Source organism: Clavibacter sp. AC415 (assembly GCF_979252985.1).
Genome location: NZ_CEEDAR010000020.1, coordinates 12,104 through 35,202 on the forward strand (window position 1 = coordinate 12,104; position 23,099 = coordinate 35,202).

Annotated in this window: 17 protein-coding genes and 12 pseudogenes; 14 read left to right on the forward strand and 15 right to left on the reverse strand. The window is 74.5% G+C overall.

Annotated features, from left to right (window positions below):
* Positions 1-318: 318 nt before the first annotated feature.
* Positions 319-2,177: pseudogene (locus tag ACZ411_RS13740) on the forward strand (ABC transporter ATP-binding protein); the annotation flags it as partial.
* Positions 2,178-2,579: 402 nt separating this feature from the next.
* Here the strand turns inward: ACZ411_RS13740 and ACZ411_RS13745 are convergent.
* The 4 genes and pseudogenes from ACZ411_RS13745 to ACZ411_RS13760 all read right to left on the reverse strand — a co-directional run.
* Positions 2,580-2,741 (reverse strand): annotated as a pseudogene (locus ACZ411_RS13745) (MSMEG_0567/sll0787 family protein); the annotation flags it as partial.
* Between the two features lie 118 nt (positions 2,742-2,859).
* Positions 2,860-3,075 (reverse strand): annotated as a pseudogene (locus tag ACZ411_RS13750) (AIR synthase related protein); the annotation flags it as partial.
* A complete protein-coding gene (locus tag ACZ411_RS13755) occupies positions 3,072-3,497 on the reverse strand; it encodes a GNAT family N-acetyltransferase (protein WP_464171333.1) in 426 nt (141 codons plus the stop codon). The pseudogene ACZ411_RS13750 and the gene ACZ411_RS13755, both read right to left, overlap by 4 nt.
* Before the next feature lie 301 nt (positions 3,498-3,798).
* Positions 3,799-4,509, reverse strand: a pseudogene (locus ACZ411_RS13760) (MSMEG_0568 family radical SAM protein); the annotation flags it as partial.
* 1,157 nt (positions 4,510-5,666) lie between these two features.
* Between ACZ411_RS13760 and ACZ411_RS13765 the strand changes: the two are divergent.
* The 9 genes and pseudogenes from ACZ411_RS13765 to ACZ411_RS13805 all read left to right on the forward strand — a co-directional run.
* Positions 5,667-5,909 (forward strand): annotated as a pseudogene (locus ACZ411_RS13765) (nitrilase-related carbon-nitrogen hydrolase); the annotation flags it as partial.
* A gap of 28 nt (positions 5,910-5,937) precedes the next feature.
* Positions 5,938-6,846, forward strand: a complete 909-nt coding sequence (locus ACZ411_RS13770) for a carbon-nitrogen hydrolase family protein (protein WP_464171334.1) — start codon at positions 5,938-5,940, stop codon at positions 6,844-6,846.
* Complete coding sequence (locus ACZ411_RS13775) at positions 6,843-7,094, forward strand: FAD-dependent oxidoreductase (RefSeq protein ID WP_464171239.1); 252 nt, start codon at positions 6,843-6,845, stop codon at positions 7,092-7,094. The genes ACZ411_RS13770 and ACZ411_RS13775 overlap by 4 nt, the downstream gene beginning before the upstream one ends.
* On the forward strand, positions 7,091-8,131 hold the full coding sequence (locus ACZ411_RS13780; RefSeq protein WP_464171240.1) for an NAD(P)-binding domain-containing protein: 1,041 nt from the start codon (positions 7,091-7,093) through the stop codon (positions 8,129-8,131). The genes ACZ411_RS13775 and ACZ411_RS13780 overlap by 4 nt, the downstream gene beginning before the upstream one ends.
* A 162-nt stretch (positions 8,132-8,293) precedes the next feature.
* The gene (locus ACZ411_RS13785; RefSeq protein ID WP_464171241.1) at positions 8,294-8,662 is read left to right on the forward strand and encodes a carbon-nitrogen hydrolase family protein; all 369 of its coding nucleotides are present in this window, start codon (positions 8,294-8,296) and stop codon (positions 8,660-8,662) included.
* A gap of 61 nt (positions 8,663-8,723) precedes the next feature.
* Entirely contained in the window at positions 8,724-9,005 is a 282-nt protein-coding gene (locus ACZ411_RS13790; RefSeq protein ID WP_464171335.1) for a nitrilase-related carbon-nitrogen hydrolase, read from the forward strand.
* Positions 9,006-9,018: 13 nt separating this feature from the next.
* Positions 9,019-10,770, forward strand: coding sequence for an MSMEG_0565 family glycosyltransferase (locus tag ACZ411_RS13795; protein ID WP_464171242.1), 1,752 nt, complete (start codon positions 9,019-9,021; stop codon positions 10,768-10,770).
* A 7-nt stretch (positions 10,771-10,777) separates the two neighbouring features.
* Positions 10,778-10,900 (forward strand): annotated as a pseudogene (locus ACZ411_RS13800) (hypothetical protein); the annotation flags it as partial.
* 53 nt (positions 10,901-10,953) lie between these two features.
* On the forward strand, positions 10,954-11,598 hold the full coding sequence (locus tag ACZ411_RS13805) for an AMP-binding enzyme (protein WP_464171243.1): 645 nt from the start codon (positions 10,954-10,956) through the stop codon (positions 11,596-11,598).
* A gap of 108 nt (positions 11,599-11,706) precedes the next feature.
* On the opposite strand, the pseudogene ACZ411_RS13810 reads toward ACZ411_RS13805, so the two are convergent.
* From ACZ411_RS13810 to ACZ411_RS13825, 4 genes and pseudogenes are all read right to left on the reverse strand, one after another.
* A pseudogene (locus ACZ411_RS13810) lies at positions 11,707-11,835 on the reverse strand (adenosine deaminase); the annotation flags it as partial.
* Complete coding sequence (locus tag ACZ411_RS13815) at positions 11,810-12,115, reverse strand: hypothetical protein (protein ID WP_464171336.1); 306 nt, start codon at positions 12,113-12,115, stop codon at positions 11,810-11,812. The gene ACZ411_RS13815 and the pseudogene ACZ411_RS13810, both read right to left, overlap by 26 nt.
* A gap of 115 nt (positions 12,116-12,230) precedes the next feature.
* Positions 12,231-12,449, reverse strand: a pseudogene (locus ACZ411_RS13820) (adenosine deaminase); the annotation flags it as partial.
* Positions 12,450-12,549: 100 nt separating this feature from the next.
* A pseudogene (locus tag ACZ411_RS13825) lies at positions 12,550-12,642 on the reverse strand (hypothetical protein); the annotation flags it as partial.
* A gap of 660 nt (positions 12,643-13,302) precedes the next feature.
* On the opposite strand from ACZ411_RS13825, the gene ACZ411_RS13830 reads away from it, so the two are divergent.
* Complete coding sequence (locus ACZ411_RS13830; RefSeq protein ID WP_464171244.1) at positions 13,303-13,455, forward strand: hypothetical protein; 153 nt, start codon at positions 13,303-13,305, stop codon at positions 13,453-13,455.
* A gap of 38 nt (positions 13,456-13,493) precedes the next feature.
* Here ACZ411_RS13830 and ACZ411_RS13835 read toward each other — a convergent pair whose 3' ends face one another.
* On the reverse strand, positions 13,494-13,859 hold the full coding sequence (locus tag ACZ411_RS13835) for a hypothetical protein (RefSeq protein WP_464171245.1): 366 nt from the start codon (positions 13,857-13,859) through the stop codon (positions 13,494-13,496).
* A 33-nt stretch (positions 13,860-13,892) separates the two neighbouring features.
* Entirely contained in the window at positions 13,893-14,645 is a 753-nt protein-coding gene (locus tag ACZ411_RS13840; protein WP_464171337.1) for an MFS transporter, read from the reverse strand.
* 244 nt (positions 14,646-14,889) lie between these two features.
* On the opposite strand from ACZ411_RS13840, the gene ACZ411_RS13845 reads away from it, so the two are divergent.
* The gene (locus ACZ411_RS13845; protein ID WP_464171246.1) at positions 14,890-15,024 is read left to right on the forward strand and encodes a hypothetical protein; all 135 of its coding nucleotides are present in this window, start codon (positions 14,890-14,892) and stop codon (positions 15,022-15,024) included.
* A 252-nt stretch (positions 15,025-15,276) separates the two neighbouring features.
* On the opposite strand, the gene ACZ411_RS13850 is transcribed toward ACZ411_RS13845, so the two are convergent.
* The 3 genes and pseudogenes from ACZ411_RS13850 to ACZ411_RS13860 form a co-directional block, all read right to left on the reverse strand.
* Complete coding sequence (locus ACZ411_RS13850; RefSeq protein WP_464171247.1) at positions 15,277-16,305, reverse strand: hypothetical protein; 1,029 nt, start codon at positions 16,303-16,305, stop codon at positions 15,277-15,279.
* 141 nt (positions 16,306-16,446) lie between these two features.
* Positions 16,447-17,106: a histidine phosphatase family protein gene (locus ACZ411_RS13855; protein ID WP_464171248.1), complete on the reverse strand. Its 660-nt coding sequence runs from the start codon at positions 17,104-17,106 to the stop codon at positions 16,447-16,449.
* A gap of 103 nt (positions 17,107-17,209) precedes the next feature.
* Positions 17,210-18,255 (reverse strand): annotated as a pseudogene (locus tag ACZ411_RS13860) (NAD(P)-dependent alcohol dehydrogenase).
* Positions 18,256-18,406: 151 nt separating this feature from the next.
* Here ACZ411_RS13860 and ACZ411_RS13865 point away from each other — a divergent pair.
* Positions 18,407-19,825 carry a carboxylesterase family protein gene (locus ACZ411_RS13865; protein ID WP_464171249.1) on the forward strand — a complete coding sequence of 473 codons (1,419 nt, stop codon included), beginning with the start codon at positions 18,407-18,409 and terminating at the stop codon, positions 19,823-19,825.
* A gap of 58 nt (positions 19,826-19,883) precedes the next feature.
* On the opposite strand, the pseudogene ACZ411_RS13870 reads toward ACZ411_RS13865, so the two are convergent.
* Both ACZ411_RS13870 and ACZ411_RS13875 read right to left on the reverse strand, forming a co-directional pair.
* Positions 19,884-21,018, reverse strand: a pseudogene (locus ACZ411_RS13870) (NAD(P)-binding domain-containing protein).
* Positions 21,015-21,692, reverse strand: a complete 678-nt coding sequence (locus ACZ411_RS13875; protein WP_094115113.1) for an NADPH-dependent F420 reductase — start codon at positions 21,690-21,692, stop codon at positions 21,015-21,017. Before ACZ411_RS13875 ends, ACZ411_RS13870 begins: the two are co-directional and overlap by 4 nt.
* A gap of 254 nt (positions 21,693-21,946) precedes the next feature.
* Here ACZ411_RS13875 and ACZ411_RS13880 point away from each other — a divergent pair.
* A pseudogene (locus ACZ411_RS13880) lies at positions 21,947-23,097 on the forward strand (zinc-dependent alcohol dehydrogenase).
* The last annotated feature ends 2 nt before the right edge of the window (positions 23,098-23,099 follow it).

Here is a 23,099-nt window from a genome sequence, read left to right on the forward strand (position 1 = left end):
CGTGCGCTGCATGGAGCTGGCGATGCGCCTCGGCGCGGAGGCGGCGTCGCCGTCGGCGCCCTAGGCGAGCCGGCCTCGGGAATCCGCTGCAGGGACCGCCCGGTCGGTCGCGCCGCGATCCGTGGCGCATGATGGACATGCCGGTGCCGGCAGGCGCACCTCCGCGCGCGCCGCGCCTCTCGAGCCCGGACAGGACGTCGCGGACGTCGCCGGCCGAGCCCCTTCCCGGGCCCGTGTCCCGGCTCGCCGCCGACGGGAGGATCCCGGGCCCTGGGATCCGCCACGCAGACCGGGCGCATGCCCACGTGAGGAACCGCGATGAGCATGGAAGGCGCGGCCTGGAGCTCGCTCTACAAGATCTCGAGCACGCAGGGCGGCAGGCACAGCATCTCCCGCGCGTCGGTGCGGCGGATCATGACGTTCGCGGTGCCCTATCGGACCCAGCTCCTGGTCTTCATCTCGCTGTCCGTCGTCGGCGCCTTCCTCGCGGTCGCGACGCCCGTGCTCGCCGGGCAGGTGGTCGACGTCATCGTCGCGCGGGGCGAGGTCGCGACGATCGTCCGGCTCGCCGTCGTCATCGCCCTCGTGGCCGTGGCCGACGCCGCCGTGTCGCTCGTGACGCGCTGGTACTCGTCGCGCATCGGCGAGGGCGTGATCCTCGACCTCCGCACCGCGGTCTTCGACCACGTGCAGCGGATGCCGATCGCGTTCTTCACCCGCACGCGCACCGGTGCCCTCGTGAGCCGCCTCAACAACGACGTGATCGGCGCCCAGCAGGCCTTCAGCGGCACGCTGTCCGGCGTGGTCACGAACCTCGTGGCGCTGATCCTCACCCTCGTCGTCATGCTCGGCAGCACGTCGTGGCTCGTGACGGTCCTCGCGGTGGTCATGCTCCCCGCGTTCCTCATCCCCGCGCGGCGGATGGGCGGCCGGCTCGCCGCGCTCCGGCGCGAGGCCGCCGACCACAACTCGGCCATGAGCACGCAGATGACGGAGCGGTTCTCGGCGCCCGGCGCCACCCTGGTCAAGCTGTTCGGCCGGCCCGACGAGGAGTCCGAGGAGTTCCGCGTGCGCGCCGCCCGCGTCCGCGACATCGGGGTGCGGAGCACGATGCTGCAGTTCGTCTTCTTCACCGCGCTGATGCTCGTCTCCGCCCTCGCGCTCGCCCTGGTCTACGGGCTCGGCGGCTTCCTCGCGCTCGCCGGCCAGCTCGACACCGGCGAGGTGGTCACCCTGGCGCTCCTCCTCACGCGCCTCTACGCGCCGCTGACGAGCCTCGCGAACGCGCGGGTGGAGATCATGAGCGCGGTGGTCAGCTTCGAGCGCGTCTTCGAGGTGCTCGACCTCGAGCCGCTCATCCAGGAGGCGCCGGACGCCGTCGAGGTCCCGGCGGGACCCGTGGCCGTGGAGTTCGACGACGTGCGCTTCGCCTACCCGTCCGCGGACAAGGTGTCGCTCGCCTCCCTCGAGGAGGTCGCCACGCTGGACACCCGCGGCGGCGAGGAGGTGCTGCACGGCGTGTCGTTCCGGATCGAGCCGGGGCAGACCGTCGCCCTCGTCGGCTCGTCGGGCGCCGGCAAGTCCACGATCGCGCAGCTCCTCTCGCGCCTGTACGACGTGGACGGCGGCGCCGTGCGCCTCGCCGGGACGGACGTGCGGGACGTCACCTCCGCGTCCATGCGGGGCACCCTGGGCATGGTGACGCAGGACGGCCACCTGTTCCACGAGACGATCCTGTCCACCCTGCGCCTCGCGCGGCCGGAGGCGACCGACGACGAGGTGATGGGACGCCGTCCGCCGCGCGCGGCTCGAGCCGCTCATCCGGTCGCTGCCGGACCAGCTCGACACGATGGTGGGGGAGCGCGGCTACCGGCTCTCGGGCGGCGAGCGCCAGCGCATGACCATCGCACGGCTGCTGCTCGCCCAGCCGCGCGTCGTCATCCTCGACGAGGGCGACGGCCGCCCTCGACTCGACCTCGGAGGCCGCCGTGCAGGCGGCGCTCAGCGAGGCGCTCGAGGGACGGACGGCGATGGTGATCGCGCACCGCCTCTCCACCATCCGCAGCGCGGACCTGATCCTCGTGGTCGAGGACGGCGCGATCGTCGAGCGCGGCACGCACGACGAGCTCCTGGCCGCGGGCGGCCGCTACGAGGAGCTGCACCGGACCCAGTTCGCGGTGCAGGCGGACCCGGCGGCGGATCCGCGGGGGCTCCGCGCGAGCTGGACCGTCGCCGCTGGTAAGGCCGAGCGCCGCACCTGCCCGCGAGCGGGCGCGGACGGCGCGGATCAGGCGGGACCGAGCCCGGTGACGCCGCCCGCGACGGCCCCCGTCGTCTCCCCGTCCGGCCACCGGAGCACGACGCCCCGCTCCGGCGTCAGCCGCCCGACCTCCGCGGTCACGGCGTGCGGCGACGCCATCCGCGATCCGCCCGGCGGGTCGGCGGTGACCATCCCGAAGCCCGGGAAGCAGCCGAGCCAGTCGCCCATCGAACACGGCTCCGCCGCCGGCCGCTCCGGGGACCGGGACGTCCGCGACGTCGACGACCGCCCCGAGGCCGCTCGCCTCCGCGAGCATGCCGACCGTCCCGACGATGCCGGCCATGCTCACGTCCTTCGCCGCGGACGGGCGGGCGCGGGCCACCGTCGCGGCGAGGTCGCGCAGCTCGTGCGGCCGACGCCCCTCGGTCGAGTTCCACTGGCTCCCGTGGTGCCCGTCCTTCCAGGTCCCGGAGACGTCCACGGTCAGGCTGAGCGCGTGCCCGAGACGGCCGCCACCTCCGGGGACCCGGGTGGTCGGTCCGTCCCAGGGCGGTCACGGACAGGGCCGCGGGGACACCGATCTGCGTGTGACCGCCGAGGAGGGGTACGCCCCACGCCTCGGCGCCTCGGCGGATGCCGGCCATGACGCGGCGCACTGCGGCCGTGTCGCGGCCCGCGACCGCATCGAGCAGGCCCACCGGGGTCGCGCCCATCGCGCTGAGGTCGTTCACGTTCACGAGGACGCTGCACCAGCCCGCCCACTCGGGATCCCGCTCCACCATGGAGGGCAGGATGGCGTCGCATGCGGCGATCACGTCCGTGCCGGGGACGGGGGCCCCGTCGTCCCCGATCCACCCCGGTCCGCCGAGGGAGGCCGCGGGTCCTGTGCGCCCACGACGTGCGCGGCTCGAGGAGGGCCTCGAGGTGCGACTTCGTGGCGTCGACGATGCGCTGGTACCTGGTCGACCGGCCAGCGCATGCGCAGGTGGTCGACGCCCCCGATCAGGCAGGATCCGGTCGTCGTCCACCCGAGCCGGCGGAAGAGCGCGGAGCTGCGCGTCTGCACGGTCGCGTCGAACCGGACGGCGCCCCTCTGCTCCGCGAGGGCGCAGGCGGCCCGGACGAGGGCGGATCCGACGCCGCGCACGCCGCGCGCGGCGTCGTCGACGACGAGCCGGGAGCCCGTCCACCACCCGATGTCGCGCGCGCCGACCGGGGCGATGCGGACGCCGCCGATGACGGTCCCTGCGCGCGCGGGCGATCAGCACGACGGCCCTCGGGTCGTCGTCGATGCCGTCCGCGTCGTCGACCGCGAACAGGCCCTGCTGCTCCACGAACGCGGCGCGACGCAGGCGGCGGTGCGCATCGAGCTCGTCGGCCTCCGCGATGCCCACGATGAACTCGGCGGTCGGCGGCACGACGGGCGGCCCCATGAGGGCCGGCACGTCCAGGAGCGCCAAGGTCAGCCGCCGGCCGTCTGGCAGCGCGGAGCAGGCGCCGCAGGCGGCGCACCCCGCCTTCTGGTCCGCGCCGCGCATCCCCGCCGCCTGCAGCGCACGCGAGACGCGGAAGGTGACGTCGCGGAGCACCGCGCCGTCGGGGGCGCCGACGCCGTCCACATCGGTCGCGAGCGTGCCGCGGAGGGGCCGGAAGGGGACGATGAACGGGTAGACGCCCATGTCGATGAGCTCCTGGGCGCCCGCGACCATCTCCTCCGGATCCTCGCCGAGCCCGACGAGCAGGTACGTCGACACCTGGTTGCGGCCGAAGACGCGGACCGCCTCGCGCCAGGCCGCGCGGTACTCGTCCATCGAGACCCGCGACTTGCCCGGCATCCACTGCCGTCGCACGTCGTCGTCCATCGACTCGACGTGGATGCCGATGGACCGCGCACCGGCCTCGTAGAGGTCCGTGATGGTCGACAGCTGCGCCGGCGGCTCGCACTGCACCTGGATCATGAGGTCGGGCACCACGGCCTTGATCGCGCGCACGCAGCGCGCCAGGTGGGTCGCGCCCCGGTCGCGGCCGTTGCTGGTCCCCGTCGTCATGACCATCTGCTCGACGCCGTCCAGCCGCCACGCGGCCTCCGCCACCTCGGCGAGCATGGCCGGGGTCTTCACCGCGATGGTGCTTCCCGAGGCGAGGCTCTCCTCGATGGAGCAGAACCGGCACCGCTCGGACTCGGCGTAGCGCACGCAGGTCTGCACGACGGTCGTGGCGAGCACCTTCGCGCCGTGCAGCCGCGCGATCCTCTCGTAGGAGACGCCCTCCGCGGTCCCGCAGGTCGTAGAAGCGGGGCCGGTCGACGGCGGTGACCTCGCAGCCGGTGTCCTCGCCGTCGAGCAGGAGGCGCCCGTCGTCGACGAGGTAGGGGCTGTCCGCGGCGGCGGGGATCGCCGACTGGAGCCCGGCGAGCATCACGTGCCCGTCGTCGCTCGGTCCCGCGCCGCCCTCGCGGTGCACGGGGGCGGCGACGCGGATCCCGCGGATGGCGATGTCGACGCGCGTCGTGAGCGCGTCCCCGTCCGCCGGTCGGCCGCGCGTCGGTGTGACGGTCCCTCTCGTGATGGTCATCCGGGCACCGGTCAGACCATGTAGGTGCTGTTGATGATGGCGCCCTTGCGGGCGTAGTGGATGACCGCGTCCTGCACGTCGAGCGGGTGGCACGGGATGACGCCCGCGATGAGGGTCCTCCTCGCGCGCGCCGTGCAGGGCCAGGCCGAAGCGGCAGCAGAAGACGGTGCCGCCCTCGGCGATGAACGTCTCGAGCGCGTTGTTGATGTTGTTCTCGCCCGGGAAGCCGTCGGCGCCGGTCGTGGGGAACCCGCGGTTCGCGATGGCGTTTCAGCGATCCCGGACCGTAGAAGTACAGGACGCTCGTGAAGCCCTTCCGCAGCGCGCGGGTGGCCTGGAGGACCGCGACGAAGCTGACCGACGACTCGTGCGCGATGCCGTGCACCAGCTGGAAGTAGTGCTCGTCCTTCGAGGCCGTGTAGTCGGGGAAGATCTTCGTCGACCCGTAGATGCTGCTGCCCTTCGGCAGGGACGGGTGGGAGATCTCGTTCCGGGACCTCTCGATGTTGTCGAGGATCTGCTGGTCGATGTCGGTGTCGCTCATGGTGGTGCTCCTTCGCGGTCGGACGAGAGCCTGGGGGCGGCCGGTGGATCCGAGTCTCAGTCGCCTCTGTTGCCGCCGCCGGGCGGCCACGCGCACGTGCCCGCTTTCGTTTCCGCCCTCGATGAATGCGGGTGGAAGGCCCGGCTGAATGCGCGTTTCGGTCGATGGGGGGCCGCGCCGCGCAACGCATTCTGATTCCCGGCGTAACCAACCGGAGACGCACCGGCGACATCGACTGGGCGCACCGCAGCGATGCCGCGGACCGCTCCCGAAACGACAGGAGGCACGATGACGACGACCGTCGCGGCCGTCTCGGCGAACTTCACGCGAGACCTCCAGCAGAACTACGACCTCATCGCGACCCTCGTCGACGAGGCGCGCGGGAGCGGCGTCCAGCTGCTCGCCTTCCCCGAGGCGGCGATCGGCGGGTACCTGTCCTCGCTCGGCGACCACGGGGACACCCTGAGGACGACCACCCGCTCGCTGCCCCCCGCCATCGCCCTCGACGGGCCGGAGATCCGGCGCGTGCAGGAGATCGTCGGCGACATGGGCGGTCTGCATCGGCTTCTGCGAGCTCGCCGACGACGGCGAGACCCGGTACAACGCCGCCGTCTGCCTCGACGGCGACCGCGTGTACGGGCTCGTACCCGGAAGGTCCACCAGCCGCTCGGCGAAGAGCATGTCGTACTCCGCCGGCGACGCCTACGAGGCCTTCGACACCCCCGTCGGCCGCATCGGTCTCCAGATCTGCTACGACAAGGCCTTCCCCGAGGCGGCGCGCTCCCTGGCCGTGGACGGCGCCGAGATCATCGTCAGCATGTCCGCCTGGCCCGTCGCCCGGACGGCCACGGCCGACGACCTCCAGGAGGACAGGTGGACGTACCGGTTCAACCTCTTCGACACCGCGCGCGCCCTCGACAACCAGGCGTTCCGGATCGCCTCCAACCAGGCTTCGGCGCCTTCGGCTCCCTGCGCTACGTGGGCAACGCCAAGGTCGTCGACCCGGGCGGCAACGTCCTCGCCACCACGCTGCTCGAGGCGGGCCTCGCCATCGCCGAGATCGACGTCGAGGGCACCTTCGCCGCCATGCGCAAGGGCATGTTCCACCTCCGCGACCGCCGACCGGATGCCTACCGCACCGGGGAAGGGGTCCTGGTCGACGCCGACGACTGACGTTCCGGGTCCGCTGGCCCGACGGCACCGAGGCCTCCTGCTACTCGCCGAGCCTGGTCGTGCACGACCACCTCGAAGACGGGCGCCGAGTACCCGCTCGCCGACTTCGTCCGCCGCTCCACCACCGCCCTCGGGATCGCCGGCCAGCGCGTCCAGGCCCGCTACGGGTTCGAGTGCACCTCCGCCCGGCAGCAGCGGGACGAGATCCTCGACGCCGCGGCCGCCTTCGACGGGGGCACGGTGCGGGTGCTGGCCGATGCACCCGCCGCTGCCCGCCGAGGGGGCAGGCGCATGACGGCCCCGCGCCGCGTCGTCGACGGCACGCACGTCGAGGTCGCCGTCATCGGCGGAGGCCAGGCCGGGCTCTCCGCCAGCTGGCACCTCACCGACCGGGGCATCGACCACGTCGTGCTGGAGCGCGACCGCATCGCCCACGACTGGGCCGACCGGCGCTGGGACGCCTTCACCCTCGTCACGCCGAACTGGCAGTGCGGCGCCCTCCCGGCTACCCGTACGACGGGGACGACCCGGACGGCTTCATGACACGCGACCAGGTCCTCGCCTGGATCCGCCGCTACGCCGGCACCTTCGACGCGCCGGTCGTCGAGGGCGTCCTCGTCACCCGGCTCCGCGAGGCGCCCGCCGGCGGCTTCGAGGTCGTCACCGACCAGGGCACCCTCCTCGCCGACCAGGTCGTCATCGCCACCGGGGGGTACCACCGCCCGGTCCTGCCGGCCGCGGCAGGGCGGGTGTCCAGCTCGATCGTGCAGCTCCACTCCGCCGACTACCGCTCCCCGGAGGCCCTGCCCTCCGGCGGCGTCCTCGTCGTCGGATCCGGCCAGTCCGGCGCGCAGATCGCCGAGGACCTGTTCCTCGCCGGACGCCGGGTGCACCTCGCCCTCGGCTCCGCCCCCCGGTGTGCGCGCGCATACCGCGGGCGCGACTGCATCGCCTGGCTCAGCGACATGGGGATCTACGACATCCCCGTCCACGCGCAGGTCGGCGGGCTGACCAAGCGCGAGTCGACCAACCACTACATGACCGGCCGGGGCGGAGGCCGCGACATCGACCTCCGCGCCTTCGCGCGCGACGGCATGAGCCTCCACGGACGGCTCACCGGCGCCGACGGCACGTCGGTCGCGTTCAGCCCCACCGCCGAGGCGTCGCTCGACCACGCCGACTCCGTCATGGAGTCCATCAAGACGGACATCGACCGCCACATCGAGCGGCACGCCATCGACGCCCCCGTCGAGGCGCGCTACGAGCCCGTCTGGCGACCCGAGACCGAGGTCACCGGGCTCGACCTGCACGAGGCCGGAATCACGAGCATCGTCTGGTCCGCCGGGTTCCGCTCCGACTACTCGTGGGTGCAGGTCGGCGTCTTCGACGGCGCCGGCCACCCCACGCACCAGCGGGGCAGCACGTCGGTCCCTGGGGCTCCACCTCCTCGGCCTCCCCTGGCTGCACACGTGGGGCTCGGGCCGATTCGCGGCCATCGCCCGCGACGCGGAGCACACGGTGGGACTCATCGCCGCGGGGGCCCGACGAGAGGTGGCCGCAGCTGTTCCCGGCTAGCCTGACCCGATGGCCGAGATCACCATGGGAGCGGTCGCCGCGCACTTCGGCCGCGACATCGGACGCACGCTCGCCAAGCTCCCCGGGCATGATCGAGCAGGCACGCGACCGCGGCGTCGACCTCCTCGTCCTCCCCGACGCGACTCGTCGGCGGCTACCTCCTCGACATGGTCCACCCCGGGCCGGAGGCGCTCCCGCCCGCCGTGGAGATGGACGGGCCGGAGGTGCGCGCCGTCGCCGACATGGCCGGCGACATGACCGTCTGCTTCGGCGTCGCGGAGCGGGTCGTCGTCGAGGGGGAGGAGAGGCGCTACAACAGCGCCGTGTGCGTGCACGGCGGACGCGTCCTCGGCACGCACCTCGGCAAGGTCCACCTGCCGCTCGGCGAGTCCGAGGCGTACGCGGCGGGCAGCTCCTTCACGCCGTTCGACACGCCCGTCGGGAGGGTCGGCATGATGATCGACTTCGACAAGACCTTCCCCGAGTCCTCCCGTACGCTCGCCCTCGCCGGCGCCGAGATCCTCGCGTGCCTCTAGCGCCTGGCCGGCCAGCGTCACCGACCGCTCCGACCGCCTCCGGCACGACCGGCAGGCGCACCTGTTCGACCTCTACGACTGCGCCCGCGCTGCCGAGAACCAGCTCTACCTGGTGTCCTCCAACCAGACCGGCGTCCTCGGCGGCTCTCGATTCCTCGGCCAGGCCAAGGTCGTCGACCCCGCCGGCGAGATCGTCGCGAAGACCTGGGCGAAGGGCGGCCTCGCCGTCGCCACCGCCGACGTGCGGGCCGACGTGGCCCGCGCCCGTCGCACCATGGACCACCTGCGGGACCGCGTCCCGCACGCCTACGCCGCCGGCGTCGCGCCCGCCGGTGCCGAGTGATCGGGGAGCCCGCATGCGGATCGCCCAGGTGACCTACTCCACCAAGCCCCGCGGCGGGGTCGTGCACACCCTCGCCCTCTCCGAGGCCCTCGCGCGGCGCGGTCACGACGTCACCGTCTGGACCCTCGGCCGCGATGGCGACCGGGCGTTCTTCCGGGACGTCGACCCCGCCGTCGACGTGCGGGTCGTCCCGTTCGAGCCGCGCGACGACGAGGGGGTCGGCGGCCGCATCCAGCGATCGATCGCGACCATGCGCGATGCCTTCGCGGCCGCCCGCGTCATGGAGGCGCACGACGTCGTGCACGCGCAGGACTGCATCCCCGCGAACGCGGTGGGCCCGTGCATCCGCACCATCCACCACCTCGACGAGTTCACGACGCCCGAGCTGGTCGCCTGCCACGACGCCGCCGTCCGCGAGCCCGTCGCCCGGATCTGCGTCTCCGCCGCCGTCGCGGCCGACGTCGCCGTCGGGTGGGGCCTCCACCCCACCGTCATCCCCAACGGGGTCGACGCCGCCCGCTTCCGCCGCGCGTCCGAGGGCGCCGGGACGGAGGCGCGAGCCGCATGGCAGCGGACGCTCGGACGGTACGTGCTCGCCCTCGGCGGCATCGAGCCGCGCAAGGGCAGCATCGACCTCCTCGAGGCCTTCGCGCACCTGCACCGGACGCAGCCCGACGTCCGCCTCGTCTTCGGCGGGGGCGAGACGCTCTTCGACTACCGCGGCTACCGCGCGGACTTCGACGCCCGCGTCACCGAGCTCGGCCTCGACCCCGTGATCCTCGGCGTGGTCGACGACGAGGCGCTCCCGTCCCTCGTCGCCGCGGCCGGCGCCCTCGCCTTCGTGTCCACCAAGGAGGGCTTCGGCCTCGCCGCCATGGAGGCCCTCGCCGCCGGCGTCCCGGTCGTCGCCCGCGACCTGCCCGTGCTGCACGAGGTCTTCGGGTCCACGGTCGCGTACGCGAGCGACCCGGTCACCATCGCCGACGCGCTCGCGACCGCGCTCGCCCGAGGAGGGCCCGGCCCCGAGGCCGGCCGCTCCCTCGCCGCCGCGCATCGACTCGGGACGACGCGGCCCTGCCTCCACGAGGCGTTCTACCGGGGCGGCGGGAGAGGGCGGCGACCATGGTCAGGCGATCGATCTCGCGGATCATCACGGCGCTCGCTGAGGCCGACCCCGACCGCGTCGTCGCCGTCGACGACACCCGGGCCCTCACCGCCCGGGAGCCCGACCTCGACTCGAACCGGCTCGCCCGCGCCTACACCGCCCGGGGCGTCACCCGGGTACTCGATGGTGACCCTGGCGCTCCCCAACACCGTCGAGACGGTCGTCGCCTGCGCGGCCGTCTGGAAGTGCGGCGCGACCCCGCAGCCGATCCGGCTCGGCCTCGCGGACGAGGAACGCGCCGCGCGCTCTCAGGACCTCGTCCGGCCCGCCCTCGTGCTCGGGATCCCGTCGGCGGATCCCGGCACCCCGTCCCTCCCGGCCGCCTGGACGCCGGATCCCGCCCTCTCCGACGCCCGGCTCCCGGACGCCTGGGCCCGGTCCTGGAAGGCGCCCACGTCGTCCGGCTCCACCGGCCCCCCCAAGGTCGTGGTCGCCACGGCTCCCGCCCTCCTCGACGCCGACGTCCCCGTCGCGTCGTTCCTGCCCCGGGACCAGGTGCAGCTCGTCTCCGGCCCGCTGACCCACTCCGCCGCCTTCACCTACGCGTTCCGCGGGCTGATGAACCGGGCACCGCCTCGTCCTGCTGCCCCGCTTCGATGAGCGGCGGGTGCTGGAGGCCGTCGCCGAGCACCGGGTGACCTGGGCACTCCTCGTGCCGACGATGCTGCACCGCCTCCTCCGCCTCCCCGCCGAGGTCCGCGACGCGGCGGACCTCACCAGCCTCGAGACCGTCCTGCACCTCGGCGCCCCGTGCGCGCCGGACCTCAAGCGGCGGTTCATGGAGTGGGGTCGGCCCGGAGCGCGTCACCGAGGTCTACGCCGGGAGCGAGTCCAACGGCGTGCTCAGCATCCGCGGCGACGAGTGGCTCGCGCACCCGGGCAGCGTCGGGCGCCCCTCGGGCGGCACCACCGTGGCCGATCCGCGACCCCGACGGGACCGACCTCCCGACCGGTTCCGTCGGGCGGATCTGGCTCCATCGCGAGGGGGACGCGGCGTACCGGTACGTCGGCGGCGACTCGGCCCGCACGGCGGACGGCTGGGACACCATCGGCGACCTCGGCCACCTGGACGGCGACGGGTACCTCCACATCGCCGAGCGCGCCGACGACGTGATCCTCCGCGCCGGCACCAACGTGCATCCCACCGAGATCGAGCGGGTGCTCGAGGCGCATCCCGCCGTGCGCGGTGCCGTCGCGTTCGGCGTCCCCGACGTCGACCTCGGGCAGCGCATCGAGGCGGTCGTCGACGCGACCGGCTCGGACGTCACCGCGGAGCGGCTCCTGGCCTGGATCGCGTCCCGGCTCGACGCGTCCCGGAGGCCCGCGGCCGTCCACGTCGTCGCCTCGCCCGTGCGCGACGACGCGGGCAAGACGAGCCGCCGCGCGTTCGCGCGCCGGTACGCCGACCCGGGGGATCAGCGCGGGTAGCTCACCGCGGCCCCGGCGGTCGCGGCGCGCATCAGAGGCGGTCGCGCGCCAGGCGTCGACCGCGGCGAGCAGCTCGGCCCGGCGCTCCTCCGGCAGGAACGACGCCTCGAAGGAGTTGCGGGCGAGCAGCGCGAGCCGGTCGTCGTCGAACGCGTGCGCCGCGCGCAGCTGGCGGAGGTTCTCGCCGAGGTAGCCGCCGAAGTACGCGGGGTCATCGCTGTTGACGGTCGCGACCACGCCGCGGGCGAGGAGCTCCGGCAGGGCGCGGTACTCCGTCGAGGGTCCCGACGACGCCGAGCCGCACGTTGGAGAGCGGGCAGACCGTGAGCGGGATCCGCTCGGCGACGAGCCGGTCGACGAGCGCGGGGTCCTCGAGGCAGCGCACCCCGTGGTCCACCCGCTCCACGTGCAGCAGGTCGAGCGCCTCGTGGACGTAGGCCGGCGGGCCCTCCTCGCCGGCGTGCGCCACGGCGTGGAGGCCGAGCTCCCGGGCGCGCGCGAACACGTCGACGAACAGGGACGGCGGGTAGCCGACCTCGGCGGAGTCGAGGCCGACGGCGAGGAGCGTCGGTGCGGGCGCGGTGCGCGACGGACTCGAGGGTCGCCATCGCCTCCGCCACGGGCCGGTCGCGGAGGAAGCTGAGGATGAGGCCGCCCGAGAGGCCGTGGTGGCGCACCCGCGCGTCGCGGAGCGCGTCGAGGAGGCCGTCGATGACGTCGCCGATCGGGACGCCCCGCATCGTGTGCGCCTGCGGGTCGAACGACATCTCCACGTGGCGGACGCCGTCCGCGGCCGCCCGCTCCAGGTACGCGGCCGCGAGGTAGTGGAAGTCGCGGCGCGTCCGGAGCACGGCGGTGCACGCGTAGTAGAGGTCGAAGGAGGATCTGCAGGTCGGTGAACGCGTAGCGGGAGCGGAGGTCCTCGATGCCCGCGTACGGCAGCTCGACGCCGTTGCGCTCCGCGAGCTCGAACACCAGCTCGGGCTCGAGCGTCCCCTCGACGTGCAGGTGAAGCTCGGCGGTGGGCGGGAGCGTGGAGATCATCCGTCCACGCTAACGGGAGCCCGCTCGTAGGCTCGTCGGGTGGAGCCGTTCGAGGTGTCGGTGCGCGGGGAGCGCTGGCGGATCGTCGAGCGCGCGCCGGCCGAGGCGACGCCGGCCTACGACCTCACCTGGCTGAGCGGGCCGGGCGGCGGTGCATACGGGTTCACCGTCGGGGGGAGGGCGGCTCACGCGCGAGCAGCTGGTCGCGGAGGCGACCGCGTTCGTGGACGGCTTCTCCGAGCCCGGCGGGATCGGCGAGGACTTCCCCGGCTTCGTCCCCGGCCCGCTGCCGCGACGCGGGGTGAGTGCCGGGGTGGACCGGGGCAGGCGGGACCGCCGCGACGCGCGGGCCGTCTGCGAGCATGGCCGCATGGATCCCCACGCCGAGCCCGACCTGGTCCCCGAGCTGCTGGTCACCGACCTCGCCGCGAGCCTCGCCTTCTGGCGCGACCTCTGCGGCTTCGCCGTGGTCTACGACCGGCCGGCCGAGGGCTTCGCGTACATCGCGCGCGGCGGCGCGCACCTCATGCTCGAGCAGTCGGGCATCATCCGGAACTGGGTGACGGGGCCGCTGGAGCGGCCGTTGGGCGCGGGATCAACCTCCAGATCGCCGTCGAGGACGCCGACGTCGTCGCGGAGGCGCTCACCGCGGCGGGCGTCGTGCTCTACCTGGAGCCGGAGACGACCTGGTACCGGATCGGGGACGAGGAGGCCGGCGTCCGGCAGCTCCTCGTGCAGGATCCCGACGGCTACCTGGTGCGCTTCCAGTCGTCCATCGGGCAGCGGCCGGCGCAGGAGCCTCCCGCGGACTGACGCGGTCACGGGCGCGGTCACGGCGCCGGCCGCGCGGCCTACGCCGCGCCCTCCCCTGCGGGGTCGCGCCCGACCGCCTGCACGACGGCCGCGCCGACGAGCACGAGCAGCACCACCGCCGCCGAGGCCGCGTAGACCCCGCGATACGGCGCGGCAGGTCTGCTGAGCTCGGCGATGAGCAGCCCGGCCAGCACGGATCCGACCCGCCGCGTGTTCGTGAACAGGCCGGACGCGAGGCCCGGGTTCGCGAAGGCGTCCTGGAAGACGGTCAGGCCGACGCCGGCCACCGACGCGAAGAACCACGCGTTGAGCGGCTGGAGGGCGAGCAGCTGCCACGGCTCCCGGGCGGCCGCCGCGAGCGCGTAGTACACGATCCCGCAGGCCCAGCCCGTGCCGAGCAGCACGCGGGTCGACGTGCCCTCGTGGCGGCCCCATGATCAGCAGCGCGGGGATCTCCACGAGCGCCGCGGCGCCCAGCACGATGCGGCGGCCCAGGCGATCGGCGCGTCCAGGTCGTCGGCGACGAAGAGGGCCAGCACGGTGACGGTCGCGCTGTTCGTGGCCTGCAGCAGGGTGAACGCCGTCACGACCCGCCACCTGGACCAGCCGCGCAGCTGAGCGAGGAGCGACGGCCGGACCTCGGCCGGGTCGCGCGCGGGCACCGGCCCATGGCGGCGGAGGAGGAGCAGGGCGGTGACGACGTTGACGCCGCTGATCCCGAGGAGGAGCAGGAGGGCCGACGGCGTCCCGGCCGCGCCGGTCACGAGCGTCGCGAGCGGCGGCCCGACCACCCAGGCCGACGACACGATCGCGCGCGTGCGGATGATCCGGTGGGCGGCGCCCCCTCGTGGCGCAGCTGCGCGAACAGGAGGGTCGATCCCGACGCCGGGCGGCCCGCCCAGGACGACGAGGGCGATCACCGCGACGGGCAGCGCCGTCGTGACCGTGAGGACGATCACCAGGGCGACCCCCGTGACCGCGCAGACCACGAGGGGACGGAGGTAGTCGCCGCGGCGGTCGGCGAAGGTCGGGATCAGCAGCGACGCCACGAAGCCGCCCGCGTTGTAGACGCCCAGGACCACCCCCACCTGCGCGGGGCTGGCGCCGTAGAGCGAGACGAGGAGCACGGCGAGGAGCGGGTTGAGGACGGCGAACTGCAGCGCCCAGGACCACGCGGCCGTCGGCCACAGGAGCCGCCCCGGGTGCCGCTGCGGCGGGTGCGGGGATCCTCGTCCGAGCCGCTCCCGCCCGCCGTCGCCATGACGCCACTCAAGCGGGTTCGGGGTGGGGGCGCCAGTGCCGCCTGCGGGGTCGCCTCACCCGCGGTGCACCCGGTCGACCGTGCGGCGATCCGCGAGGCCGCGCGCTTCCCCGCGCGCCGAGGCGGTCGTAGGCTCCGGACGAGGCGGCCCCGACCGCCCGGAGGAGGCGACGATGACGCGCACGGTGCGGTTCGACCACGTGGGGATCACGGTCCGGGACCTCGAGGGGGCGATCGCGTTCTTCGTGTCCTCGGCCTGGAGGTCGAGGGGCGCACGGTCGTGGAGGGCGGCTTCATCGACACGGTGACGGGCATCCCGGACGCCCGGTCGGAGATCGCGATGCTGCGGACCCCCGAGGGCGGCACGGCCGTGGAGCTGTCCTCGTTCGCGCGGCCCGACGCGGTGCCCGGGTCGCCGCGCGCGCTCGCCAACGAGCTCGGGATCCGCAGCGTGGCCTTCGAGGTCGACGGGCTGGCGGCGCGCGTCGCGGCGCTCGCCGAGGACGGATACCGGCCTGGCTTGGCGGGATCGGCGAGCACGAGGGCGTCTGGCGGATGGCCTACGTGCGCGGCCCCGAGGGCATCACGGTGGCGCTCGCGGAGCGCGTCGGCTGAGGTCGGTGCGCGGAGCGGCTCAGGAGCCGTCGCCCACGAGCGGGCCGCCGCCGCCGCCATCGAGCCGGGCGACGATGGCGCGGAGCGCGTCCGCCTCGATGCGCAGGGCGTCGGCGCCGCGGGAGGTGAGGGCGACCCAGGCCTTGCTGCGGCGGCCGTCGTAGCCGCGGCGCGTGGTCACGTAGCCGGCGCTCGACAGGACCTCGAGGTGCCGCCCGAGGTTCCCGTCGGTGAGGTCGAGGGCGCCCTTTGAGGAACCGGAAGTCGGCCAGTTCGCCGGCCTCCAGCAGCACGGTCAGGATCCCGAGGCGGGTGCGCTGGTGCACGGCGTCGTCCAGCGACCGGAAGGCGGAGGCGTGGTCGGGCGTCTCCTCGGGCGTCTGGTCAGGCACGTGGCGCCCGCGCGTGATCCGGTCCTCCCGGCGCCAGGCGAGGAGCCCCATGCCGAGCACCGCGAACCCGATGATCAGGAGCACGACGTCGTCCGCCGACGCGCGGATGAGCGGGTCGCCGGTGACGAGCCGGCCGTAGGGCGGCGATGGCGTCCTCGAGGAGCGGGCGGCTGCGGGGATGGCGACGACCGCGACGACCGCGCCGGTGATCCACTGCCGCCGGTCCTCCAGGCGCCACCCGACCGCGAACAGCAGCACGCCGAGGAGGAACGCGGGTCCGAGCAGGAGCGGCACGATGACGAGGGTCGCGGCGCCGCACGCGACGAGCACCACGACGCCGATGCGCTCCCGGCCCATGCCCGAGGCCCTGGCGGGCGAGAGACGACCCGCAGGGCCAGCCAGAGGGCGACCGCCGCGAGGACCGTGACCACGGATCCGGACGCCGGGCCGGCGACCGGCAGCGCGCTGCCGACGAGGAGCGCGACCAGCGCCACGGCCGCGCCGACGACGATGAGGGGGATCGAGGACGCGCGTCGCAGGGCGTGCACGCTGCGCGTGGAGGTCGATCGTGCGGGTCGTCATGGTGCTCCTCCTGTCGGTCGCTCTGTGATGCAGAGCCTTTCACTCTGCGACGCAGAGCGCAAGGGGAGGAGGGCGGTCGAGGGCCGTGACGGCGGTGCGCGGGCTCGCTGATCGGAGCGACGCGCGGAGGCGGCGCGCCGGCTAGCAGGCGCGGGCTCGCCCGCCGGGCCGGAGCGGCGCGTGCGGCTCCGACGCCGGCCGCGGGCTCGCCCTCCCAGGACTCGAGCTGCCAGTCCGCGCCGGATCCGACGAGGACGACGACGCCCGTGTTCTCGAGCGGGTGGTCGGCGACGAAGGCCCCGTCGACGCCGTGCGCGCGGAGGCCCGTCCACGAGCGGATGGCGGCGCCGTGGCTGACGAGCGCGACCGTGCCGTGCCCCGAGGCCTCCGCCTGCGGCGACGACGGCGTCGAACCGCGCCGCGAACCCGTGCCCCGTCTCGCCGCCGGCCAGGCGCAGGTCGTGCTCGCCGTCGACCCACCGGACCATCGTCTCGACGTACTCCGTGACGGCCGCCCGGTCGCCGCGACATCTCGAGGTCTGCCTGGAGGAGATCGCGCGGATCCCCGCGCTCTCGACCGGCGTGAGGCCGAGCGCCTGCGCGCAGCGGCGCGGCCGTCTCGTGGGTGCGCCGCATGGTGGAGACGTGGATCCGGCCGATGTCCTCGCCCTGGAGCGCACCCGGCAGCAGCGACGCCTGGGTGCGGCCGAGCTCGGTGAGCCCGGGGCCGGGGATGCGGGTGTCGAGGAGGCCGGCGACGTTCGAGCTCGTCTGGCCGTGGCGGATCAGGATCAGGCGCATGACCCCGACGCTACCGGGAGGCGCCGCGGACAAGGCGACGGGAAGGGCCCCGCGGATCCGAGGATCCGCGGGGCCCTTCCCGTGCGCGTGACGCGCGGCGTGCTTACGCGAACGTCTTCGCGTCGATGACGAAGCGGTAGCGCACGTCCGACTTGAGGACGCGGTCGTAGGCCTCGTTGACCTGGTCGGCCGAGATCGAGCTCGGTCTCCGGGACGATGCCGTGCTCGGCGCAGAAGTCGAGCATCTCCTGCGTCTCGGCGATGCCGCCGATCATGGAGCCGGCCCAGCTGCGGCGCGCGGGGATGAGCGCGAACGCGGGGATCTCGAGCGGCTCCGACGGGGCGCCGACGTTCACCAGCGTGCCGTCGATCGCGAGCAGGCCGATGTACTTCGACATGTCGAGCTTCGCGGAGACGGTGTTGATGATCAGGTCGAACGAGCTCGCGAGCTCCTCGAACGTGGCGTCGTCGCTGGTGGCGAAGTAGCGGTCGGCGCCGAGGCGGAGGCCGTCCTCCTTCTTGGAGAGCGTCTGCGAGAGCACGGTGACCTCGGCGCCCATGGCGTGCGCGATCTTCACGGCCATGTGGCCGAGCCCGCCCATGCCGACGACGGCGACCTTGGTGCCGGGGCCCGCGTTCCAGTGGCGCAGCGGCGAGTAGGTGGTGATGCCGGCGCAGAGCAGCGGGGCGACCTTCTCGACGTCGAGGGACTCGGGACGCGGAGCACGAAGTCCTCGTCGACGACGACGGCCTCGGAGTAGCCGCCCTGCGTGATGGTGCCGTCGGCCGGGTCGGTGCCGCCGTAGGTCTGGATGTTGCCCTTCAGGCAGTACTGCTCCTGGCCGGCCTTGCACTGCTCGCACTCCTTGCAGGAGTTGACCATGCAGCCGACGCCGACGAGGTCGCCGACCTGGTGCTTCGTGACGTCGGAGCCGACCTCGGTGACGCGGCCGACGATCTCGTGGCCGACGACCTGCGGGTAGGCGATGGGGCCCCACTCGCCGCGGACGGTGTGGATGTCGGAGTGGCAGACGCCGAGTAGGCGATGTCGATGGAGACGTCCTTCGGGCCGACGTCGCGGCGCTCGATGGTGGTCTTGGTGAGGGGATCGGTGGCGGACGTGGCCGCGTAGGCGTTGACGGTGCGCATGGTTCTCCTTGAGCTGTCCGGTGGGGAGGGGGAGGATCGGGTCGATCCGGCCGCGCCCTCTTCGGATGCGGTACCCCTCGACGGTACGCCTGCCCGGGGCCCCGCCCCGACCGGCGGCGCCGATCCGGGCGCGGGCGGATAGCGTGGCGGGATGCCCGCGCCCTCCTCCCTCGGCCCGACGACGACGCGATCGGGGCCGGTCACGGGCCTCGCGGACGGCGACGTGATCCGCTACCTGGGGATCCCCTACGCGACGGCCGGGCGCGGCGAGCCGCCGGTGCCCGCGCGGCCCGCCCGAGGATCCGACGGCGAGGCGCTCGTGCTCGCGGCCGTGCAGCCGGCGCCCGCGTGCCCGCAGCCGTCGTCGCGCATCCTCGACACGCTCATGCGCGGGGCGCTCGCGGGCGTCGCGCGCTCCGAGGACTGCCAGCGGCTCTCCCTCACCCTGCCCGCCGACCTGCGGCCCGGCGAGACGCTGCCCGTCATCGTGTGGTTCCACGGCGGCGGGTACACGACGGGCGCGGGCGACCTGCCCATCCACGACCCGCGCGCGCTCGTCGTGGAGCAGCGCGTGATCGTGGTGGCCGTGACGGCGCGGCTGGGGCTCCTCGGCTTCGGCGGCGGGGGATCCGGAGGGCGCCGCCCGCACGACGGCCCGCCCGCGAACCTCGGGCTCCTCGACCAGCTCGAGGCGCTCCGCTGGGTCCGCGACTCCATCGCCGCGTTCGGCGGCGACCCGGGGCAGGTCACGGCGATGGGGCAGTCGGCGGGCGGTGACGCGATCCTGCACCTCATGATCAGCGACGGCGCGCGCGGGCTCTTCCGCCGGGCGATCGTGCAGAGCCCGCCGGTGGGGATCACGGCCGGGCGCGAGCGCATGTTCCGGGCGATGGCGCGCACCACGCGCACGCTCGCGGCCGACGCCCCGCTCGCCGACGTGATGCGCCGCCAGGCGCGGGCCGAGCGGGCGTCGTGGGCGTCGGGGATCCGCGCGGGACTGCCGTGGGGGCCGCGCTACGGTCACGCGCCGCTGCCCCCCGAGGCCGACCGGGAGGCGGCGTGGGCCGCGATCGCGCCCGACGTGGATCTCCTCATCGGCACCACGCGCGACGAGACCGCCATGTACCTCCCGGCGCTCCCTGTGGTCGCGCCGCTGCTGCGCGTGCCCGTCGTCGGCCGGGCGCTCCGGGCCGTGCTGATGCGCGCGGTCGTCCGGCCGACGACCCGCCTCGTCTACACGTGGCCCGTCACCGCGTTCGCCGCCCGCCACCGCGCCGCGGGCGGGCGGGCCGTGCGGTACGTGCTGCGGGCGGCGCCCGCGTCGAGCCCCATCGGCGCCGGCCACACCTCGGACGTGCCGCTGGTCCTCGGCACGCGGGAGGCGTGGACGTCGATGGACCTCGTGGGGACCGCCGCGTGGCCGGAGGTCGCGGCGCGCGGTCGCGCGGTGCGGCGCGTGTGGGCCGACTTCGCGCGCACGGGCGGGGTCGCCGCCGACGTCGACGCGCGCGCCTGCGGGATGCGGTTCGACCGCGGCGGACGGCGGTCGAGCTCCGCCGACCTCGGCTGATCCGGTCGACGGCGCCGGGCTCGGGAGCCGCGCGGTGCCGCGCGGCCGCGCCCGCGCGTCAGGCCCGCACGGGCACCGGCGCCCCCGCCGGGTCGGCGAGGTCCCGCGCGAGCTCGCGCACGGCGGCGCGTCCCGCCCGGTTCGCGCCCACCGTGGACTGCGACGGCCCGTAGCCCACGAGGTGCACGCGCGGCTCCCGGGCCGCGCGCGTGCCCACCAGCGGGATCCCGCCGAGCGGTCCGCGCAGGTCGAGCCCCTCGAGGTGCGAGGGAGGCGCGGAACCCGGTGGCCCACAGGATCGCGTCGACGCTGGTCGACGACCCGTCCGCCTCGACGACGTGCCGCGCGCCGACGGCCCGGAACAGGGGACGGCGGACGAGGACGCCGCGGTCGCGCGCGGCCCGCGCGTAGCCGGTCCAGCCGAGGCCCGTGTACGAGACCACGCTGCGCGGCGGCCGTCCCGCGGCGGCGTCCGCGGCGACGCGGCGCTCGACGTCGACGCCGTCCTCGCCGGGGCTGAACTCGTGGTCGAGGAAGACGGGCTCGCGGCGCGTGTACCAGAGGGTGTCGGTCACCCGGCTGATCTCCTCGAGGAGCTGGACGGCCGAGATGCCGCCGCCCACCACGGCGACGCGCATGCCGGCGAACGCACGGGCGTCCACGTAGTCGCGCGTGTGCAGCTGGACCCCGAGGAACCCGTCGCGGCCCGGGATGTCGGGGATCACGGGCGCGTCCCAGGTGCCGGTCGCGTTCACGACGGCGGCGGTGCGCCACGACCCCGCCGTCGACGTCACCCGCAGGTCGCCGCGCGGATCCGCGTCCACGGGCGCCACCGAGAGCACGCGCACCGGGCGCAGCAGCGGCAGGCCCTCCTCCCGCTCGTAGTCGGCGAAGTACCGCGGCACGGCGGTGCGGCTCGGCTCCGTCGGGTCGACGGGCGGGACGGGCATCCCGGGGAGGCCGAAGATCCCGTTGACGGTCGCCATGCGCAGCGACTCCCAGCGGTGCTGCCACGCGCCGCCGGGGCGCGGGTTCGCGTCGACCACGGCGAAGGAGCGCCGGGCGCCGGGGTCCTCGAGCGCGGACGCGAAGCCGCGCAGGCGGAGGTGGTGGGCGGCGGACAGCCCCGCCTGGCCGCCGCCGATGACGGTGACGGCGGCCCGCGGGAAGGGTCCGGCGCCCGGGTCGCTCACGCTGCCGGGCGGGACGCGTCCGCGTCGAGCGGTGCGGTCGCGACCAGGCGGCGGATCTCGTCCGCGTCCACGTTCGCCCCGAACAGCGGGTGCCCGGGCTCGAGCACGCGGCCGGCGGCGAGCGGTCCGATGTCGACCGGGTCGAACCCGAAGGCGTCCACCAGGGCCGCGACGGCGGCGCGCGCGGCGGGGTCGTCGCCCGCGAGCGCGATGCCCTTCCGCCCGGGCGCGCCGGTGGGACGCGGTCCCTCGTCGAGGTCGTGGTACCCCATGTGGTTGAACGCCTTGACGACGGTGGAGGCGGGCAGGTGGTCCGCGACGAGCTCGCTGGTGGAGGAGACGGGGTCCGCCAGGTCAGCGCGGTGGCCGTCGACCTCCCACCAGTAGTTCATGGCGTCGATCACCAGCCGGCCCGCGAGCTCGGCGGCCGGGACGCTCGCCAGCTTGCCGAGGGGGAGGGCGAGGATCACGACGTCGGCACGGGCCGCGGCGTCCGCCGAGGTGGTGGCGACGGCGCCGGGGGCCAGCACGTCGACGATGAGCTCGATGCGCGCGGGATCGCCGGAGCCGGAGATGAGCACCGGGTGCCCCGCGGCGACGGCGCGTCGCGCGAGCACCGTGCCGACCTTGCCGGCGCCGAGGATCCCGACGGTGACGGGCGTCGCGGCGCTCACGCGGCCACCGCCTCGCGGGCGACGGCGGAGGGGATGTCGGTTCCGGTGTCGATGCCGGTCGCGCGGTGCTGCATGCTCGTGCTCCTCTGTGTCGACACGTCAACTATCCGCCGATGTGGTGGACATGTCAACTCCCGGTCCGGCGCTCCGCCCGGCGGGCCGACGCGCAGCTGACCGGCGCCGCCGCCGATGTCAAGGGGTAGGCGGCGTCCGGCGGCCGGTGTGTGCTGGATGGACCGACCGGATGGAGCGACATGCAGGCGATGGTGTACCGCGGGCCAGTACAGGATCCGCGTCGAGGAGAAGGACATCCCCCGGATCGAGCATCCGAACGACGCGATCGTGCGGGTCACCCGGGCCGCGATCTGCGGATCCGACCTGCACCTGTACCACGGGCTCCTCCCGGACACGCGGGTCGGCACCACCTTCGGGCACGAGTTCATCGGCGTCGTCCACGAGGTAGGCCCCTTGGTGGAGAGCCTGTCCGTCGGCGACCGGGTGATGGTGCCCTTCAACATCTACTGCGGGTCGTGCTTCTTCTGCGCCCGCGGCCTGTATTCGAACTGCCACAACGTGAACCCGAACGCCACGGCCGTCGGCGGCATCTACGGCTACTCGCACACGACGGGCGGCTACGACGGCGGCCAGGCGGAGTACGTGCGCGTGCCGTTCGCCGACGTCGGGCCGCAGCTGATCCCCGACGACATCCACGACGAGGACGCCCTCCTCATGACCGACGCGCTGAGCACCGGCTACTTCGGCGCGCAGATCGGCGACATCGCCGAGGGCGACACCGTCGCGGTGCTGGGTGCCGGTCCCGTCGGCCTGTACGCCGCGCTGTCGGCGTGGTTCATGGGCGCCGGCCGCGTGATCGTCGTCGACCAGCTCGACTACCGGCTGCGGAAGGCCGAGTCGTTCGCGCACGCCGAGACCCTCGACTTCTCGGCCGTGAAGGACACCGTGCTGGAGCTCAAGCGCGTGACCGGCGGGCTCGGCGCCGACGTCGTCATCGACGCCGTCGGGGCGGAGGCCGACGGGCACGCGCTGCACCAGATCACCGGCACGAAGGTCAAGGTGCAGGGCGGATCGCCCGTCGCGCTGAACTGGGCGATCGACGGCGTCCGCAAGGGCGGCACCGTCAGCGTGCTGGGCGCCTACGGGCCCGTCCCCGCCGCCATCAAGTTCGGCGACGCCGTGAACGAGGGCATCACGATGCGCATGAACCAGGCGCCCGTGAAGCGCCAGTGGCCGCGGCTCTTCGAGCACATCCGCGCCGGGCACATCACGCCGCGCGACATCGTGACCCACCGGCATCCCGCTCGAGCACATCGCGGAGGGGTACCGCACGTTCTCCGCGAAGCTCGACGACTGCATCAAGACCGTCATCACGTTCGACGAGGACTAGGA